Raw genomic sequence first — 18,121 nt, forward strand, 5'->3', positions numbered from 1 at the left:
TGTTTTCTTAACTAATGATTATTTTTTCAGCAGCCTTAAAAGTACGCCGTTTGTCCAGCCAAAGCCATCCTGAAGGGGATATTCTCCACCGCCCCCTTTACTGTTCGGCTGTACCACATTGTATTTCTCCATCAGTTTCCCGGTTTCCTGAAATACAGAAATATTCAGTTTTATCCATCGGCTGGTCACCGAATCGGCCAATTTATCATAACCATAATTACGCAACCCGGTAATACTGATATATTGGAGCGGTGCCCATGCATTGGGTGCATCCCATTGCTCTTTTGTGGTGGTTAAGGTGGTAATTAAACCTCCTGTTTTAAGAAAATTCCTTTCCAGTTTTTCTTTAACAGCTTTAGCCTGTACCGGTGTTGCCAGGTTGAAATACAATGGAAATGCTGCCGCCAGTGTGAGCTGCCTTGAAAATGACTGGTTTTTCCAATTATAATCCGTAAAAAAGCCCTGTTTTTTGTTCCAGAAATATTTAAGGATGGCTTTTTTACGAAGATTAGCTTTTTTGGTAAATAAAGCAGCTTTTGTTTGGTTGCCCACTTCGCTGTTTGCTTTAGCAATGGCAATTTCAAGATTATATAATAAAGTATTTAAATCAACCGGGAGCAGATCAGTAGTAATAATCTGGTTGTAATTTTTACCATCGGCAAACCACCTGCTGCTAAAATCCCAGCCCGATTCTGCTGCAGCGCGTACGTTTCTGAGAAATGTGGCCGGAGCCTGTTTGGTTAATTTAGCGGCTTCAAAATCCTCCCTGTACGATTCTTCGCGGGGCCGATCGCTGGCATCGTGGTAACGGTTTAAAATAGTGCCATCAGTAAGTTTTACCACATGGTTTATCGCTTTGCCATTTTTTAACTGCCCTGCCCCTTTCATCCAGAAATGATATTCTTTTTCCAGTACATCCTTATAATCTGCAAGTGTTACATCCTTGTTATGCTGGGTAAGCAACTGAACCATTGCCGCAAAAAATGGCGGTTGCGAACGTGTCAAATAATAAGTGCGGTTTCCATTAGGAATAAAACCATATTTATTGATGAGATAAGCGAAATTATCTACCATATCTTTTATGGTTTTTATTCTGCCGGCCTTTTGCAATCCAAGCATTGTAAAATAGGAATCCCAATAATAAATTTCCCTGAACCGGCCGCCGGGAACAATATAGGGCTTTGGTAATGGCAGCAACGATGTTTGGTAGGCAGCAACCGTATCAGGATCTCTTTTTAAAACCGTCCACAAGGTATCCAGGTGTTTTTCAATGCCCGCACTGATATCAGATTGATAAGTTGCCTGATGGCTTTCCGGAATATTAAAATATTCATTTACAAAAGCTTTTAAGTCGAAATTTCGGGTGTTTTTTAAAGTATTATAAGCCTTCATGATATCTGAAGGACTCTTTTTTGGAATGGCATCAGCAAAAGATTTACTGTCAGGATAAATTCTTGCCATTTGAACTTTCTCAAATAAATCAGGATAGGTTTGCCTCGGACTTAATTCGTTCTGTGCAAATAACCGGCTGGAAATAAATAACAGGCAACTAAGCATCATCATTTTGATGCCGGGCATGTTTGATCTCATCATATTGCTGTTTTATTAAATATAATTAATTATCTTCTTTCTACCTCAACAAAGTAAAAAGAAATCCAATTGCTTAATTTGGCAAACAAAGATTCGCTTATCTTCGTTTTGATTTATAAAATAAACTTCCGATGGGAAAAACCAGAGATCAAAATCAGGTAATCATTACCGGGGCTACAGGAATGGTTGGCGAAGGTGTATTGATGCAATGTTTAAACAGTACTGAAATTAGCCGTGTTTTAGTTGTAAACCGCAAGCCCTGTGGTTATACCCATCCAAAACTAAAGGAGATTATCCATCCTGATTTTTTTGATTTTTCGCAGATTGAAGATCAGCTCTCGGGCTATAATGCCTGTTTCTTTTGTTTAGGTATTACTTCAGTAGGTGTTGATCAGGAAACTTATTATAAAATGACCTATACGTTAACCATGCATGTTGCAGAAACATTAAGCAGACTCAATAAGAATATGACTTTCTGTTATGTTTCTGGCGGTGGAACCAACGAGAATAGCCGTTTGAAATGGGCACAGGTAAAAGGCAAAACAGAAAATGATTTAGCAAAACTACCTTTCGAACAGGTTTTTAATTTCCGCCCGGGTTTTATCAAGCCGTTACCAGGCCAAAAATATGCACATAAATTCTATAAATACATTAACTGGTTATTTCCTATTGGTAGGGCCATCTATCCAAATGGCTTCTGTACCATGGCTGAGCTGGGCCGTGCAATGATCAATACGCTAAGCCACAACGATGAAAGGCGGATTTTAGAAGGTAAAGACATCATTGCTTTAGCTAAAGAATAAGCCCAGATACTCTTTAAGTATCCGAGCTCATCTTCAGCTGGTTTAAGGATTTAGTTTAGGTTATTGTTTTTGGGTTTAATATAGTACGGCTGTTGCGTCTTTATCTTTTTGCGATAAAACGGTTGCACCCGAGCCGCATTGGCCACCGTTCATGAGCGACTGGGAATCTGTTCCGGTAACACCAGGAACATTTGTCGCAGTTGACTCGCCTTGGGCTGCCCAGTTGGTATGCCTGAATGAGATGCAGTGGCCAAATTCATGGCAAATGGTTCTGGCACGTTGAGCAAACGAATTACCTGCAATATAACTTTTGTTGATTTTGATTAAAGCACCTGCACTTCCACCTGATGGGAATTGGCCCTGACCACAAACCCCAGATCCTAAATTTTCATCTTTGATCAGGATGTCATATGGAGCTGTAGTTACAATATTAAAGCGTAGAGTAGAGCCAGATACGCCATTCCATTGCGCAATCGCACTATTAATCTCGCTGCTCATGGAAGTCATAGATGGATCTACAAAAACCCTGATGTTTAATTTATTGGTGCTGTTCACAATGCTTCCGGTATAATACTGCTCGGTTTTTGGTGCAGTAGCACTGGCCGGGATGCTCATGTTTTTAGGAAATATAATATCTTCTTCAACAATATATTCATTTCCATTATCGACAATGCTCGATTCGGGGAAGCCCAGGTTTTTAATGTGCTGTAAAACCTTATCGGCATTTTTTACAGTTTCTTGTGGTTCTGGTGTTAAGGTTTCCTGGTTTTTTTTACATGCTGCAAATACAACTATTGCAACCATCGCTAAAGCAGCGATCTTTTTTAGGTTTTTTTTCATTAGATAATAGGTTAGTTAATCCTTAAGAGCTGATAAACAAATGTAACAGAACGTGTTACATAAATTTTAAGCCAACCTCGAATTTTACATGAAAACTTAATCTATATTGTTTGTGGCTGTTTAAAACAAATGTTGTATTTAAAAATTTACACGAATAGTCTGTTTTGCCGATATTTATTTAGGTTAAACCTAAGCTAAAATGTATGTTATAACCCGGATAAATACAGGTTAAACCAGTACAAAATCAACAGGTTAGAACAAATGGAAAAATATTTTTTATTTTGATTTTTACACTGCCATAGGGTTGTCAGTGGTGTGTGCTTTCTTTGTTTAACTAAAAAACAAAAAGCTATGATACAGGAACAATTAACCGCTGAAACAATGGAAGAAACTTCCCTTGTGTATTTAATGAAGAATTATGCAAACTATAATTTTTGGGCCAATTTAACCTTGGTAAACTGGTTAAAACCCCATCCCGAAGCCTTATTGGAGCAAGAAGTATTATCGAGTTTTAAAAGTGTAAAACTAACGCTCGCGCACATCCTGCAGGCGCAGGAGTATTGGTATTCTATACTGACCAAAACAGAATTTAAATTCAGGGAATATGGAAGCTTAAATGACATTTTTGATTCCCTGTTGAAACAGTCAGAAAACCTTGCTACATATATTACAGCAATAGGCGAAAATAAATTTAATGAAAAAACAGAAATTCAAAGCCCCTGGTTTACTTCTGATTTTGAGAATTTCGAATATGTGCTGCATGTTTTTAACCACAGTACCTATCACCGTGGCCAAATCATTACCATTTGTCACAATTTAGGGATAACAGGTGCACCCATGACCGATTATAACTTTTATAATGTAGTGGCGAAATAAGATATGGCGGGTTATAGTGGCTTGTCAGAGAAGCGCATTCAATATCGTTCTTCTGACAAGCCTTTTTGCCTGTTAAGTTGCCGTTAATTATTTTTTATTATCGTGTTTCCTTTGGTTGTCCTTATTGGAAGTTTGATCTGACCTTTGGCCACCACCATTGGTGATTCCCTGGATTTTTTTATCGGTTTTAACATCGTGGTTAGCCCGGTCGGCTATTGAACTGCCTTGAACTGTTGGATTGTTTTTTGGTGTGCCCGTATTTTTCATAACTCAAAAGATTTAGTAAATAAATAGCAGAGCGCTATCATAACAACCAAAGTGGAATTGGATATGTTTTGATTTTTTTGAGTTAGGTTTAAATCAATTAATCCTTATTTCGAACGAAATGCTCTGCGAAGCTCAATCTGATTAAATAGCGCTCTCCGGTTTCATCATGCTCCAGTCGAGATAACGAACGTATAAAAAATCAATGAACAATTCCCATAACGGCCAAATATGAACTGTCGGCCAGTGAGAAAGAGGTCATCAACTCATTTACAGATAAACTATGGCCGAATGAACCATTGACCGATGAACTACTGACTAATACTCCCTAGTACAGCAAAAATATAGTAGGTTGTTTGTGCAGGTCTATATTTTCTTTGCGCCAGTTATAAACACTTTGGGTTTTAATGAATTCATCTGCAGCGGTAAGGTTACTGGCTACACAAAGCTGGGTATGGGGTTTGCAGCTTTTTAACACCTCTTCTAAAAGCTGGTTATTGCGGAATGGTGTTTCAATAAAAATCTGTGTTTGTTTATAACGGCTGGCCGATAGATCAAGATCTTTGATCCTCTTGGAGCGTTGCTCTTTATCAATAGGCAAATATCCCCAAAAGGCGAAACTCTGTCCGTTAAAACCTGAGGCCATTAAGGCCAGTAAAATCGAACTTGGCCCTACCAGCGGAACTACTTTGATGCCGCGTTTATGCGCCTCCGCCACAATATCCGCGCCCGGATCGGCCACTCCGGGGCAACCCGCTTCACTCATTAAACCCACGTCTTTTCCAGCAGTAAGCGCTGTAAAAAATTGCCCTAAATCCTTCCGGTTATGTTTACCATAATCGTGTACAATTAAATCTTTCTGAGGAGTTTTTAGCCCAGCCTCTTTTAAAAAGCGACGGGCGGTTTTACTATTTTCGACAATGTAGGTATCAATCTGGTTAATGGTATCAACCAGGTAAGGGGTAAAAGTTTTATGTGCTACCTCTTCGGCCAATGGTACAGGAATAAGGTATAAGGTGCCTTTTTGCATGCTACAAAAATACACAATAAATGGCATTTAAGTTCTAAATCGTACAGATCTGGCAAAACTATCTATTTTGTAAGCAAATGTGTAGCAAATTTTATTTCTAACTGACTTATTTTCTGCACAATTAAAAATAGGCTTAAAGCGTTAGATATTAGTTAAGTATGCCCTGAAAGGTAATATTTGCGGGAAAAGTTAGAAACTATGCATGCATATTAAACCTTCTGAATTTTTGGTGCTCTAATTGATACATAGTTGATAGGTTATTAAAATAAACATACAAATGAAAACACTGAAATCTGCGGCACTTGTGCTGGGGCTGTTTGGGCTCCTTGCCGGAACCACAACCCTTGTCAGGGCACAAGACTATTCAAACGATTACCGGAACGATGGTTATAGTACCGGCAACATCTCTTTACAGACTTTTTACGATGAGCTTTCGCCCTACGGCACCTGGATACAGGACCCACAATATGGTTATGTTTGGCGTCCGGATGTAGATCAAAGTGATTTCCGTCCGTATTATACAAACGGACGTTGGGTGATGACAGAATATGGTAATACCTGGGTTTCTAATTACGATTGGGGCTGGGCACCTTTCCACTATGGCCGCTGGGTAATTAACAGCTACAGGCAATGGATTTGGTTACCTGATACCAATTGGGGACCGGCATGGGTAGATTGGAGAAGTGGCGATGGTTATTACGGATGGGCGCCAATGGCACCAACCATTAGTATTAATTTAAGCTTTGGCCGCCGCTATGTAGTACCTGAGTTTTGCTGGAACTTTATTCCACAGCGCAATATTTATGTGAGTGTATTCCCAAGATACGATTACGGACGCAATAATGTATACATCCGCAACACCACCATCATCAATAATACTTATGTATATAACAGAAGAACTTATTATGGCGGACCAAGGATTGAAGATATCAGGCGTGCAACTAATAGGGACGTAACAGTTTACCGTTATGCGCAAAGTTCAAGACCAGGCGCAAGCAGGGTAGGCGACAGAGAGGTTTCTATTTACAGGCCTAGGCCAGAGCGTAACGTAGATAACCGCAATGCTGCGCCAAGAAGATTTGAACAGGGAAATGCAGGTTTGAGTAGAAACGGAAGAAACGAGGGGTATGCCAACCGTGCTCAAAATGGGGGTAATCCGGGCAATAATGATAACCGTTTCGGATCAAGAGATAGCCGTAATTCTACACAGCCGGATAGAAATAACAACACTATAGGTCGGGACAATAATAACAGGGATGCTAACGGACGTTTTGGCCGTGGAGGTATGAATGGTATCGATAACGGAAACAGGGCAGATAATGCAAACCGTGGCCAGGATCAACAACGTTTAGAGCAGATAAGGCAACAGCGTAATCAGGACCGTATGAGCGTAGATCAACAACGTTCGCAACGTGATATGCAGCCACAACGTGGCCAGGATGACCAACAACGTGCTCAAATGGAGCAATTAAGGGCACAGCGTAACGAGCAGATGCAGCAACAACGTAATGAACAAATGCAACAGCAGCGTGCACAACAAGCCCAGCAACAACAGCAAGAGAGGGCACAACGCGATGCACAGGTTCAACAGCAACGCAACGAGCAAATGCAACAACAACGTGCTCAAATGGAGCAACAAAGGGCGCAACGTAATGAGCAGATGCAACAGCAACGTGCCCAACAACAGCAGGAAAGGGCACAGCGTGATGCACAAATGCAGCAACAGCGTAACGAGCAAATGCAACAGCGACAAGAACAAAGAAGAATGGAAGCCCCACAACAACGTGGTGGTGGCGGTGAAAGGAGTGAAGGCGGAAGACCATCAAGAGGTGGTAGAGGATAAATAGAAAAAGTCCCGATGAAAATCGGGACTTTTTTTGTTCCGGCTGAGACGGATTTTAAGAAGATCGAAAATTATTCGTTAATGTTTATTTTACTTTAAAAACCTGGAATTCGGCTAAGTGCGTATAACCCTGAGACCCTTCGGTCATTTCCAATTTCAGGAACCTTACTTTAGTGGGGGCATCGAGCTCGTAGTTCTGTAACGCTTTTAAACTGGGATCCATGGCTTTAGCTGTTAAAAGATCAGTCCAAACGGCGCCATCAATGCTTCCTTTCAGGTTAAATTTGGTAAATCCTGTATTGTTGTTGTTGCGGGGAGCCATAGATATGCTGGTTACATTGGTTAGCGCAAGCATATCCACCTGGATCCAATGTGGGTAAGGTAAAACAGAGGGTGAATATTGCGAATGCCAGAAAGTTGTCAGGTCGCCGTCCAGTATACTGGAAAGTGATCCATCGCCAGCCTGAGTGCTTGATGCCGTAAGCGCCCATCCTGTTCTGTCTGCAAGAATCTCAGGAGCTTTATACTTCACGGTGGTGATAAACATCGTTTTCAACAAAGGATTAATCTTATATCCCGAGGCATCAATAATACTTAACGGCAACATGTACACTTTGTTGGGATCCAGGTTTTTAGAATTATATTTTAAAGAAACCAGGTTGGAAGTAATTGCTCCGCTGGGGATGGTTACATCCAGGCTGCTAATGGTGTAAGCACTTTCGGGAAGTTTTAAATAAGGGCTAAGATTTTGGCTGGTGCGCACAACATTTACACTATCAAAGGCTTTATCATCTATCTTAAATTTCACTGTAATATTATTTAGCGGCAAACCTACAGCGGCGAAGGATGCACCAAAATTGTAAGATACCACGGTATCTTTTGCCGGATAAACGGTTATTTTTTGTGCATTAGCCTGTCTGGAAACATACACCAATGCGTTTTCTTTACTGTCTGATTTTTCAAGGTATGCTTCTTCTTTCTTACATGCACTCATCGCTGTAAGAACGGCTATGATACAGGGCAATATTTTATATAGTTTCATATAACATAGTTTTAAGTTAATATCCCGGAAGCTGAACAATTTGTTTGTTCCTGTCCATTTCATTCTGGCGATAAGGGAGGAAATAAAATTTACGTTGCCACAGAACCCTGGTGGTTGCAACTACACGTTTGTAAAAAGCAGGGTCAGACAAAGAAGTACCGGCATCGATGTTCATGCCATAAAAATCGCCACCTTGTTTCGAACCCATTTCATCGGGGATTTTCCACCGGCGAACATCCCAAAACCTAATGCCCGATTCGTAGCAGAGCTCGATTCGTCTTTCCAGGCGGATTTGTTTCCGCATTTCGGCCTGGCCAAGGTCTGCCGGAATTGCTGGTATGCCTCCACGTGTACGTACCTCATTCAGGTATTTTAACACATCGGCATGGCCCGGCTGCGATTCGTTCAAAGCCTCTGCATAACTTAAATACAATTCGGCCATCCTGATCAGCATAGCCGGGCGTGCGGGGTTGCTTCCGGTGCTTAAATTGGTATTGGGATGGATGTTTTTTCTGGCTGTATACCCTGTTTTTGGATAATCCCGTGCATTTGCTTTTTTGCCCGATGCTGCCGTAGAATAATAAGTAACATAGGTTTGTCCTGCAGCAGGAACCACCGGTATCACAGCCCCGCTAAAGGTGACATCGACATAAAAACGGGGCTCTCTTCCAACATACATATTATTTGTTCCTGCCGAATAATAAGGTGTTGCGGTGTTGGTGAACGTTGTTTCATTATAGGAAGGCGTTTCTTTAATACCGCGCCCATTTTCCATCCTGAAATCGTCAACCAGTTCCTGTAGCACACCAATACCGTTCCAGCCATTGCCGGATAGGGAATTTTTTGGCGCACAGTGCTGAGACCAGCCAGAATGCACGTTGGTTGCCCTTCTTAACCAAACCCCTTCTTCTTTCCAGCCATCCCAAAACATATCCCTGGTCGAATTAAATCCCTGCAGAAATAAGTTGGCATTCTGTTTTATAAAAAGTTTATGGCCCTGGGCCGCATTCAGATCAATGGCTCTTTTCATCGCCTCGGCAGCGGCCGTCCAACGGGTAGGATCGTACGTTTGGTTAAATAATTGTTTTCCGTCAAAGTTCTTCCAGTCTGCAAATTCTGAATTCCCGTTGAACAGCGGGCTGGCATGTGCCAGTAAAATCTGCGCTTCAATTGCTGCGGCTATAGGTATTGTAATCCGGCCTACCTGATAATCATCAACGGTGTTGGAACCGGTAAGGTGTAAGCTCGTCAGGCTGGCTTCCGATGCACGCATTTCATTCAGCACAAACTTTACACACTCATCCCAGGAACTTCTAGGAATTTGAAAGTTATCATTGGGTAAGCCCGAAACCAAGGGGGCAATGGCTGCCGGACCCACTTCTTTCATCAGTAACCAGTGGTAGTAAGCCCTTAAAAAACGGGCTTCTCCTTTATATTCTTTTACAATGGATTCACCGTTCTGTTGTTCTAAAAGCTCCTTACATTCATCAACCCTTTCCAGAAAAATGTTAATGTTCCGGATCAATTGGTAATAAGTTTCAAAACGTGTTGGCGAATTATCGCTGGTTACTGCCCCGGAATTGATGGTCAGGGCATTACCTGTTCCCCAATTGGCATACTCCAGCTCATCGCAGGTACCTGCATACTGATAGCCATAAGGCTGATCCCATATATCCTGTATACCTGCATACAGGCTAAAGAACCAGCGTTCGGTATTGGCCCTGTTCGAAAATACTTTATCAATGGTATTAATATTATCGGGTACGGTATCAAAATAGCCTTTTTTACAACTTGTTGGTAAAAAAAGGAAGGGTATTAATAGCGCCAGAATTAATTTTTTTGCGAATCTGTTTTTCATGATTAGTTAAAATTAGCACGTAAACCTAAATTGAAAGTTGAAATGTTTGGATAAGATGCCCCACGGCCATCACCCAGTTCGGGATCCCAAAACTTCCATTTTGAAAAAGTGACCAGATTGGTACCGTTGGCGTAAATTCTCAGCTTTTTAACGGCAACTTTACTCAATGCTTTAATATCAAAAGTATAGCCTACCTCAGCGCTTTTCAAACGGATGTAATCTGCACGTTTAACCCACCAGGTACTAGAATCGTAGTTCGTAGTGACATCCTGGTTGGTAGATAAGCGTGGATAAAATGCATTTGGATTAGGGTTATCTACCGTCCAGCGATCGGTTATTTTGGCATACATGTTTCCAAAAGTAGCGCCCTGCGAGAAAGGCGTTGTTCCCGTACCTCCGCTATAGCTGAAATCAACCTGACCTGCGCCCTGGAAAAAAAGTACAAAATCAAATCCTTTATAGCCTGCTCCGATGTTTAAGCCATATAAAATTCTTGGGGTACTGCCATAACCAATGGCCTGCTGGTCAAATGTCGAAATGATACCATCCCCATTCAGGTCTTTATAGCGGATATCGCCGGGGCGTACATCGCCTGCCTGGGTTGGTGCATTGTCGATTTCATTCTGATCCTTAAATAAACCCATGGCTACGTAACCAAAACGCTGACCGATGGCGTGTCCGGTACGGTTAAGCCATGGGTATTGCCATGGGGGTAAACCATCAAAAATGTTCTTGTTCTCGTTCATGTTGAAGGTTCCCCTGAAAGTCACAAATCCACCTGTAAAACTTTTATTATAACTTAAAGTCAGGTCGATACCACGGTTCGCTGTTTTACCCACATTTACATAAGGGATATTGGTGTTGGTAAATCCGGAAATGTATGGAATGGTGTAATTCTGAAGTAAGATGCCGTTTCTTTTCTCTTTAAATAACTCCACAATCAGTTGAAGATCATCTTTCAAGAAATTAATTTCAATACCGAGGTTGTGCCTGAAACCGGTTTCCCATTGTACGTCGCTACCGATTCTGTTTTCCTGATAACCGGTGTAAGCCCTGTCTGCTCCCGGAATACCGAAAGTATAAGAAAATGCATCACCTAAGGTTGACAAGAATAAGAATCGGGAATTGGTATTGCTGTTACCCGTTAGGCCATAGGTATAGCGGAATTTCAGGTAAGATACAATGTCTTTAACGGGTTCGAAAAACTTCTCTTTCGAAGCTACCCAACCCGCACCTACTGAAGGAAAGAAACCAAAACGTTTGCTCGGAACAAAGTTCTCAGATCCCGAATAACCAAAGTTGGTCTCAATAAAATACTTGTCTTTATAACCATAATTTGCCCTTCCCACCAGCGAACGCTGCCTGAACGGTATAGAACTGATCAGATCGGTGGCATTTCCATTCACATAGTCGGATTGATTGAAAAGCAACAGGCCTGACACATCATGATTACCGTATTTTCTCGAATAGTTAAGGGAAGTTTCGGTATAAAATCTTCTGTTGCTGTTCCGGTCGGCCGAAAAGCCCAATACATCCGAACCGGTTTCGGCAATTCTGGTAATAAGCTTGCCGTTAGCATCGCGGCCCGTGGCCAGGTAAGATTGCAGGGTTCTTGACCGGGTTAAGCTGCTTCCATTAACGGCATCGAAAGCAAACATGGTCGAAAAAGATAATCCTTTGGTGAGGAAGTCCAGCTCCTGAATGACTTTGATATTACTCCTGACAGTATTTGAGTAGGTGTTTGAATAGCCGTTGGCCACCAGGTAGTAGTAGGGATTAAACGGAACACCAGGATATTTAGGCCACTGGCCGTTTGAATAAATAGGAGGTACCACGTGTGGTGCCTGCTGCGTAGCATAATCGAAAATTGCATTTACACCAGCTGACGGAGTATTATAATTGGTAATAAATCCGTTAATTCCGAGTTCAAGATTGGTGCTTTTGGTTACCTTAACACTTACGTTACTGTTAAAATTAAACCTGTCGAGCTTTAAGGTCGAATTAAAAGATTGTGCTTCGGCCTGTTTAAACATCCCTTTCTCGGTATAATAACCTGCCGATACATAATATTTGGCGGCATCTACACCACCGCTTACATTCAGATTGGCTCTGCTGGCACTCGAAAAATCATTAAACAGGTAATCGTACCAGTTCACATTCGGATATAAATCAGGATCTTCTCCGCTGGCATGTTTCGCTATCACAGCCGGATCATATTGTGGCGTTCTTCCCCTGGTAGATAAACCTTCATTATACAAAGTCATAAAGGTGGGCGCATCTATAAAGTTTGGAAGCTCCGTAAATTTTGAACGAGAACTGTTTAGTTCCACATTGATATTGGGTTTCCCTATTTTACCTTTTTTGGTATTGATGAGGATGACACCATTGGCACCTCTCGTACCGTATACCGCGGTAGCTGTTGCATCTTTTAATATAGTGAAACTTTCTACATCCTCAGGGTCGATATTGTTGATTGGCCGGTCGGGAACACCATCTACCACAAGTAGTGGCGATTGCGGGCTACTGGCAAAAGTTGCAATACCACGGATAAAAATATTGGCTCCATCTGCACCGGGTGCCCCACCGCGTTGCGTAGATATTACACCGGCCAGGCGTCCGGCCAGTGCGGTGGTTAAATCCCTTACCGGGAGTTTTAGCTCTTCGGGTTTAATGGTGGCCTGGGCACCAACCACACTTACCTTTTTCTGCCGTCCAAAGCCAATAACAGCAATTTCGTTCAAACTTCCTGATTCCGGCTCCAAAACGACATCGATATCTACCCGGTTCCGAACCGCTACTTCAACGCGTTTATATCCAACGTAAATAAATTCAAGCGAGTCAGTAGCCTCAACATCTATGGCATATTTTCCATTTAAATCTGTTAAAACGCCATTTTTAGTATGCCGTACCCGAACAGTAACGCTCGAAATAGGCAGGCCTAGTTCATCCTTAACCGTTCCGCTAACCTTATATTTTGCTTGTTCAAGAACGGGTTTTAGGGCTGCGGGCCTTTGGTCAGGCAGGGGCTGTTCTTTTTTGGTGATTACGATAGTTCGCTCATCAATCGTAAACGCCAGCGCTTGGTTCATCAGGCAGGCTTTCATTACCTGATCTAATGGGGTATTGTTAAAATCAGCATCAAGGGTGCGGCTGGTTTTTAGTATTTTCGGGAGGTAGAAAACATCGTAGCCCGTTTGCCGCTCAATCTCTTCAAATACCCTGGCAATACTCACGTTTTGTTGTTTAAATGTTAGTCGTTGTGCGTAGCTGACAGCACTGACCTGCATGATCGTTACAATGAGCAATAACGCCGTTAATTTCATAATTCGCAGGATTTTAGGTATAAAGGAATAGCCCCCTAATATTCTTAGGTAAAATTTATACATTTGGTTTGTCTTGTTTTAGGTTAAAAAATAGTTTGCAAGCTAATTTTACTCAGGCAAGTCATTCGCTGGAAGTGTTGGTCGCACTTCCAGTTTTTATTTTAACCTCGCCTGAAAGAATCTTTTTGTTAATGGTGTTCTGATTTCTTCATGTCTGGTTCTTTTTAATAGATTAGTTTAGTTGATATAATAATTAATTGGCTCTTGTTATTCTACAACGATTTCCCGCCCTTTTACCGTAAACTTGAATGCCTTGGCCAGTTCCATTTTTTTCAATACCTGGTTAATGTTTGCATATTTGGAAATTCGTCCGCCCAGTAGCTCGTTTTTCAGTTCCGGCCGCTTATAAATAACCTGTACATTATACCACCTGGCTACCTCAAGCATACCTGCCTCCAGTGTTTTATCTGTGAAACGGAAAACACCATTTTTCCAGGCAATAGCATATTCTGTGTTTACTTTATCAACCGAAATGTCGGCTCCATTCACTGTTGCCTGTTCTCCGGGAACAATAATTTTTTGATTTGTCTTATTTTTAATTTTAACACTTCCTTCCAGTAAGGTGGTTTTTGCTGTTGATTCATCCCCGTAAGCATTTACATTAAAATGTGTGCCCAATACTTCTACTTCCTGACTGCCTGTTTTAACAATAAAAGGATGTTTTTTATCTTTTGCGATTTCAAAATAGGCTTCACCAACCAGGCTAACTGAACGTTTCCCGGAATGAACCAAAGCGGTGCTGTACGAAAGGCTTGAGGCAGCGTTTAACCAAACCAGAGACCCATCAGGTAAACGAACCTGATAGGTTTCTCCATTGTTGGTAGAGAGTGTATTGATCTGATCAGGAAGCGTTGTTCCTTTTATTTCATAAATCAATAGGCCATTTTTAGTTTTGGTAATGCTTACACCAGCCTCATTTGCGAGTTCGCCATTTACAGCATCCGATAATTTAATTGTTTTGCCATTAGCCAGCTTAAGTGTTGCACCTGTTGAACCTGGTACAATGTGTGAGTTTGCATCGGTGAACTCGGCCGAACCGGCATTTTGCTTCAAATAGAACAGGCTGGCACCGAATATAAGAATAGCCAATGCAGCAGCAATTCCTATCCAATATTTCGGCCTTCGCTGAGATTGTGGTAAGGGATATATATTTTCGCTTTGTATTTTAGAGAGAATTTCTTCACCATCGCCAAACAGCAAAACCGCTGGACTGAATTCATTTTCATCAAACTCGTCCCAATAGCGCTTAAGCAAGCTTTTAACCTGTTCTTTATGACAGGGATCGGCCATTAGCAGTAAAAATTCTTCCTTTTCTTCAGTAGAATTTAGGCGCTGCAATTGCCGATTGAATAAAAAATTCAATCTCTGGTTTTCAGTCATATCTGGTTAGGATTCTGGCGAATCATCACTAAAGACGCAGAGAAATAAAAATCGGGATATAAAAAAAGAAAAAAGATTTAATTTATACCCAGGATAACAGAAATGGTTACCGCGGTATGTAATTTTAGAAATTTAGATACCGATTTGGTTGCCCATTGCTGGTATTTTTTAACAGACTCAATAGATATTCCCATCTCTCCTGCTATTTCCCGGCTTTTTAGCCCCTGCTGGCGAAGTTGCAATACCCTTTGCTGGGAAGGAGGCAATTCTGCAATAGCCTTGATCAGGATATTCTGATATTCCTGGTCTAAATTAAAAACTTCTTCACCGTTATTAAGGCTCAGCACTTCTTCTGCATATAGCTGGTTATGTTTTTTATCTTTAACCATCCGGCGAATGGCACTGATGGTATAATTGCGTGTTACAATAAAAAGATAAGCCGTGAATTTATTCAGATTAGGTAATATTTCCCTGTTTTCCCATACTTTCAAAAATACATCCTGTACCGTCTCTTCGCAGGTCTCCACCGATTCTAGCATGGTGTAAATGTATTTGATTAAAGGACCATGGTAGGCACGAAACAATTGGGCAAAGGCAATCCCATCGCCTTTTGCTATTTCCAGTAGCAACTCTTTTTCGTTCGGAAGAGGTTTAATCGCCATTTTTAGTTTCGCTGTAAGATAAAACTAAGTATTTTTAATTAAGTGCAAAAAATAAATTTACGTTAATACGGTAATCATCAGCCATAAAATAGTGATCTCTTTTTCCCAGGTTAATTAAATATAGAGCATATGCCCCTTATTCCTGGCCAGCTGCTGCACGCAGGTTACTCAGGTCGTTTCCCCTGAAAGTGGTTTTGGCATTTGGGTGCAGGTTTTCCGGATCGAGTAAAAATGTGCTGATCCCCAGCTCCAGCCCATATTTGATTTCCGATTCGGCATCGTCGCCAATAATGAGAATTTCCTCTTTGTTAAGGTGATGGCGATCAATGAACATTTTAAAAGCTTCCTTTTTATTGGTGATGGAAACGTCTACCACATGTACTTCTTCAAAATCATCGGCAATGCCCAGCATTTTTACTTTTGATTGCTGCTGTTTTGGAAAACCTGCAGTTATAATAAATTTCCGGCCAATCAGGCTTTTAATGTGATGATAATCATCGCTTGGTTTTAATGGCTGGGTTACTTCCCTGTTCTCGAGGTACGAAATTACTTCTGGCATCACTTCTTCCCTAAAACCGTATTTTTTAGCCACTTTTAGAAATGGTACCCTCAACATTTCCTGTTTGGCAAGTTGAAAATCTTCTTTGCTGATGCCTAAATCCAGTCTTTCTAAGAAACGGTATAATTCGCCCATCAGCTGTTCTTCGTTTGCTTTGGTAAAATAAATAGTATTGTCCAGGTCTATAAAAAATATGCGCTTCATTATGGATTGGTTTTTGTGATATAAAAAAAATAAAAACACCTGTCGGTTAAATATGTTTAATAAGTAAATTACCAAGACATGAAAAAAGAGACAAAAATTATAGTTGGCGTTTTAGCCGGAGCAGCATTAGGAGCAACCATCGCATTGGCATTATCATCAGATTCTACCAGCGATCTGAAAAGCAAAGTGTCAGATTTTTTTGCTGATCTTTTAAGTGCTTCAAAAGATAAACTGGCAGGACTGGCAGATAAAGCCACAAGTGTTGCAGACAAGGTTAAAGATAAAGTAGCAGAAATAAATGCTTAAAGAATTGGAGGTGCCGGAAATATCCGGCATTTTTATTCTATTATTTCTAACCACACCATCTTGATGAACATTGCTTTTCATGGTGCCGCCCGTACAGTTACGGGGAGTAAGCACCTTATTACATTAAAAAACGGTATCCAGATATTATTGGATTGTGGCTTGTTTCAGGGAATGGGCCACGTTACAGATAAATTAAATGATTATTTTGGTTTCGATGCCAAAAGGATTACCTACATGATCCTGTCGCATGCCCACATAGATCATTGCGGTCTGCTGCCCAAATTGGTTGCAGAAGGTTTTGAGGGTAAAATTTTCTGTACAGCGGCAACAATGGACCTCGCCCGCATCCTGATGATGGATTCTGCGAAGATCCAGATGCAGGATGCTGAATATGCCAACCGCCACCTGCACCATGGCGAAGAAATGGAGGAAGCGCTTTATACAGAAGACGACGTTATTAAAACTGTGGGGCAGATGAAGGTAGTGGAATATGAAGAAGATTTTGAGATCGAACCGGATATACGTTTAAAATTTACAGATGCCGGTCATATTTTAGGCAGTGCTGCCGTTCACCTCACCATTACCGAAGATGGCAAGCCCACACGGATTACTTTTTCGGGAGATGTTGGCCGTTATGGAGACCTGCTTTTAAAAAGTCCACAGCAGTTTGATCAGGCCGATTACATTTTAATGGAATCTACCTATGGCGATTCGCTGCATAAAGATCTCGATCCGATAGAAAACATGCTGTTGGAGATCATTAACAATACCTGTAAAATAAAAAAAGGTAAAGTAATTATCCCTGCGTTCGCCGTTGGCCGTACCCAGGAACTGCTTTATGCTTTAAACGGATTGGAACTGAAAGGTAAATTACCCGATGTTCCTTATTATGTTGATAGTCCTTTATCGTCAAAAGCTACAGAAATTCTTAAGAACCATCCTGAAGTGTATAATAATGGGGTTAAAGAAACCTTAAAAATAGATCATGATGTGTTCGGTTTTAAAGGGCTGCGTTTTATTGAAAGTGTAGAAGAATCGAAGGCTTTAAATGAAGATCCTAGGCCTTGTGTAATTATTTCGGCATCAGGTATGGCAGAGGCAGGCCGTGTAAAGCACCATATCCGGAATAATATCGGTAATCCCAAAAATACTATTTTAATGGTGGGTTATTGTGAACCAAATTCGCTTGGTGGCAAATTAATCGCCGGACAAAAAGTAGTGGAGATTTTCCGTGAGGAATATGAAGTGAAAGCTGAAGTACAATCAATTAAATCGATGAGTGCACACGGCGATTATGAAGATTTATTACATTTCTTATCCTGCCAGGATCCCGCAAAGGTAAAACAGCTGTTTTTGGTACATGGCGAATACGAAGTACAGCAGCATTTTGCCACCAGGTTAAAAGATAATGGGTTTAAACATGTAGCCATACCAGAATACCACCAGGTGTTTGAGTTGGCCTAAAATTAATTGCTCGTCTG

General features: G+C 41.2%; 15 protein-coding genes. 5 read left to right on the forward strand and 10 right to left on the reverse strand.

Translation table 11 applies throughout. From position 1 onward, the window contains the following. Positions 1-18: 18 nt before the first annotated feature. Positions 19-1,593 carry an alpha,alpha-trehalase TreF gene (treF, locus tag GGQ60_RS19305; RefSeq protein ID WP_183767471.1) on the reverse strand — a complete coding sequence of 525 codons (1,575 nt, stop codon included), beginning with the start codon at positions 1,591-1,593 and terminating at the stop codon, positions 19-21. Positions 1,594-1,721: 128 nt separating this feature from the next. Here treF and GGQ60_RS19310 point away from each other — a divergent pair, with 128 nt between their 5' ends. Next, entirely contained in the window at positions 1,722-2,393 is a 672-nt protein-coding gene (locus GGQ60_RS19310; RefSeq protein WP_183767473.1) for an NAD-dependent epimerase/dehydratase family protein, read from the forward strand. Between the two features lie 75 nt (positions 2,394-2,468). On the opposite strand, the gene GGQ60_RS19315 is transcribed toward GGQ60_RS19310, so the two are convergent. Continuing rightward, positions 2,469-3,233, reverse strand: coding sequence for a M57 family metalloprotease (locus GGQ60_RS19315; protein ID WP_183767475.1), 765 nt, complete (start codon positions 3,231-3,233; stop codon positions 2,469-2,471). A 351-nt stretch (positions 3,234-3,584) separates the two neighbouring features. Between GGQ60_RS19315 and GGQ60_RS19320 the strand changes: the two genes are divergently transcribed. Further along, positions 3,585-4,109, forward strand: coding sequence for a DinB family protein (locus tag GGQ60_RS19320; protein WP_183767477.1), 525 nt, complete (start codon positions 3,585-3,587; stop codon positions 4,107-4,109). 87 nt (positions 4,110-4,196) lie between these two features. Here GGQ60_RS19320 and GGQ60_RS19325 read toward each other — a convergent pair whose 3' ends face one another. Together GGQ60_RS19325 and GGQ60_RS19330 are read right to left on the reverse strand one after the other, a co-directional pair. Next, positions 4,197-4,376, reverse strand: coding sequence for a hypothetical protein (locus tag GGQ60_RS19325; protein ID WP_025145338.1), 180 nt, complete (start codon positions 4,374-4,376; stop codon positions 4,197-4,199). A gap of 325 nt (positions 4,377-4,701) precedes the next feature. Continuing rightward, positions 4,702-5,403 (reverse strand): SAM-dependent methyltransferase, encoded by a 702-nt coding sequence (locus tag GGQ60_RS19330; RefSeq protein ID WP_183767479.1) that lies wholly within the window; start codon positions 5,401-5,403, stop codon positions 4,702-4,704. A 277-nt stretch (positions 5,404-5,680) separates the two neighbouring features. Here GGQ60_RS19330 and GGQ60_RS19335 point away from each other — a divergent pair, with 277 nt between their 5' ends. After that, positions 5,681-7,246: a DUF6600 domain-containing protein gene (locus GGQ60_RS19335; protein ID WP_183767481.1), complete on the forward strand. Its 1,566-nt coding sequence runs from the start codon at positions 5,681-5,683 to the stop codon at positions 7,244-7,246. 85 nt (positions 7,247-7,331) lie between these two features. Here the strand turns inward: GGQ60_RS19335 and GGQ60_RS19340 are convergent, their stop codons facing one another. The 6 genes from GGQ60_RS19340 to GGQ60_RS19365 all read right to left on the reverse strand — a co-directional run bounded on the left by GGQ60_RS19340 (position 7,332) and on the right by GGQ60_RS19365 (position 16,334). Further along, positions 7,332-8,288: a discoidin domain-containing protein gene (locus tag GGQ60_RS19340; protein ID WP_183767483.1), complete on the reverse strand. Its 957-nt coding sequence runs from the start codon at positions 8,286-8,288 to the stop codon at positions 7,332-7,334. Between the two features lie 16 nt (positions 8,289-8,304). After that, positions 8,305-10,146: a RagB/SusD family nutrient uptake outer membrane protein gene (locus tag GGQ60_RS19345; protein ID WP_183767485.1), complete on the reverse strand. Its 1,842-nt coding sequence runs from the start codon at positions 10,144-10,146 to the stop codon at positions 8,305-8,307. Positions 10,147-10,148: 2 nt separating this feature from the next. Beyond that, entirely contained in the window at positions 10,149-13,469 is a 3,321-nt protein-coding gene (locus GGQ60_RS19350; protein WP_183767487.1) for a TonB-dependent receptor, read from the reverse strand. 267 nt (positions 13,470-13,736) lie between these two features. Further along, positions 13,737-14,909 (reverse strand): FecR family protein, encoded by a 1,173-nt coding sequence (locus GGQ60_RS19355; RefSeq protein WP_183767489.1) that lies wholly within the window; start codon positions 14,907-14,909, stop codon positions 13,737-13,739. 77 nt (positions 14,910-14,986) lie between these two features. After that, positions 14,987-15,571, reverse strand: a complete 585-nt coding sequence (locus tag GGQ60_RS19360; protein ID WP_183767491.1) for an RNA polymerase sigma factor — start codon at positions 15,569-15,571, stop codon at positions 14,987-14,989. A gap of 136 nt (positions 15,572-15,707) precedes the next feature. Then, the gene (locus GGQ60_RS19365) at positions 15,708-16,334 is read right to left on the reverse strand and encodes an HAD family hydrolase (RefSeq protein WP_183767493.1); all 627 of its coding nucleotides are present in this window, start codon (positions 16,332-16,334) and stop codon (positions 15,708-15,710) included. Between the two features lie 78 nt (positions 16,335-16,412). On the opposite strand from GGQ60_RS19365, the gene GGQ60_RS19370 reads away from it, so the two are divergent. Both GGQ60_RS19370 and GGQ60_RS19375 read left to right on the forward strand, forming a co-directional pair. After that, a complete protein-coding gene (locus tag GGQ60_RS19370; protein ID WP_183767495.1) occupies positions 16,413-16,640 on the forward strand; it encodes a YtxH domain-containing protein in 228 nt (75 codons plus the stop codon). A 63-nt stretch (positions 16,641-16,703) separates the two neighbouring features. Beyond that, the gene (locus GGQ60_RS19375; protein WP_183767497.1) at positions 16,704-18,104 is read left to right on the forward strand and encodes an MBL fold metallo-hydrolase RNA specificity domain-containing protein; all 1,401 of its coding nucleotides are present in this window, start codon (positions 16,704-16,706) and stop codon (positions 18,102-18,104) included. Positions 18,105-18,121: the final 17 nt, after the last annotated feature.

It is taken from the genome of Pedobacter zeae, assembly GCF_014196715.1.
GTDB lineage: Bacteria > Bacteroidota > Bacteroidia > Sphingobacteriales > Sphingobacteriaceae > Pedobacter > Pedobacter zeae.

Coding starts and splice junctions, on each gene's coding strand:
- treF (WP_183767471.1), bottom strand. CDS start 1,593: ATGATGAGATCAAACATGCCCGGCATCAAAATGATGATGCTTAGTTGC.
- GGQ60_RS19310 (WP_183767473.1), top strand. CDS start 1,722: ATGGGAAAAACCAGAGATCAAAATCAGGTAATCATTACCGGGGCTACA.
- GGQ60_RS19315 (WP_183767475.1), bottom strand. CDS start 3,233: ATGAAAAAAAACCTAAAAAAGATCGCTGCTTTAGCGATGGTTGCAATA.
- GGQ60_RS19320 (WP_183767477.1), top strand. CDS start 3,585: ATGATACAGGAACAATTAACCGCTGAAACAATGGAAGAAACTTCCCTT.
- GGQ60_RS19325 (WP_025145338.1), bottom strand. CDS start 4,376: ATGAAAAATACGGGCACACCAAAAAACAATCCAACAGTTCAAGGCAGT.
- GGQ60_RS19330 (WP_183767479.1), bottom strand. CDS start 5,403: ATGCAAAAAGGCACCTTATACCTTATTCCTGTACCATTGGCCGAAGAG.
- GGQ60_RS19335 (WP_183767481.1), top strand. CDS start 5,681: ATGAAAACACTGAAATCTGCGGCACTTGTGCTGGGGCTGTTTGGGCTC.
- GGQ60_RS19340 (WP_183767483.1), bottom strand. CDS start 8,288: ATGAAACTATATAAAATATTGCCCTGTATCATAGCCGTTCTTACAGCG.
- GGQ60_RS19345 (WP_183767485.1), bottom strand. CDS start 10,146: ATGAAAAACAGATTCGCAAAAAAATTAATTCTGGCGCTATTAATACCC.
- GGQ60_RS19350 (WP_183767487.1), bottom strand. CDS start 13,469: ATGAAATTAACGGCGTTATTGCTCATTGTAACGATCATGCAGGTCAGT.
- GGQ60_RS19355 (WP_183767489.1), bottom strand. CDS start 14,909: ATGACTGAAAACCAGAGATTGAATTTTTTATTCAATCGGCAATTGCAG.
- GGQ60_RS19360 (WP_183767491.1), bottom strand. CDS start 15,571: ATGGCGATTAAACCTCTTCCGAACGAAAAAGAGTTGCTACTGGAAATA.
- GGQ60_RS19365 (WP_183767493.1), bottom strand. CDS start 16,334: ATGAAGCGCATATTTTTTATAGACCTGGACAATACTATTTATTTTACC.
- GGQ60_RS19370 (WP_183767495.1), top strand. CDS start 16,413: ATGAAAAAAGAGACAAAAATTATAGTTGGCGTTTTAGCCGGAGCAGCA.
- GGQ60_RS19375 (WP_183767497.1), top strand. CDS start 16,704: ATGAACATTGCTTTTCATGGTGCCGCCCGTACAGTTACGGGGAGTAAG.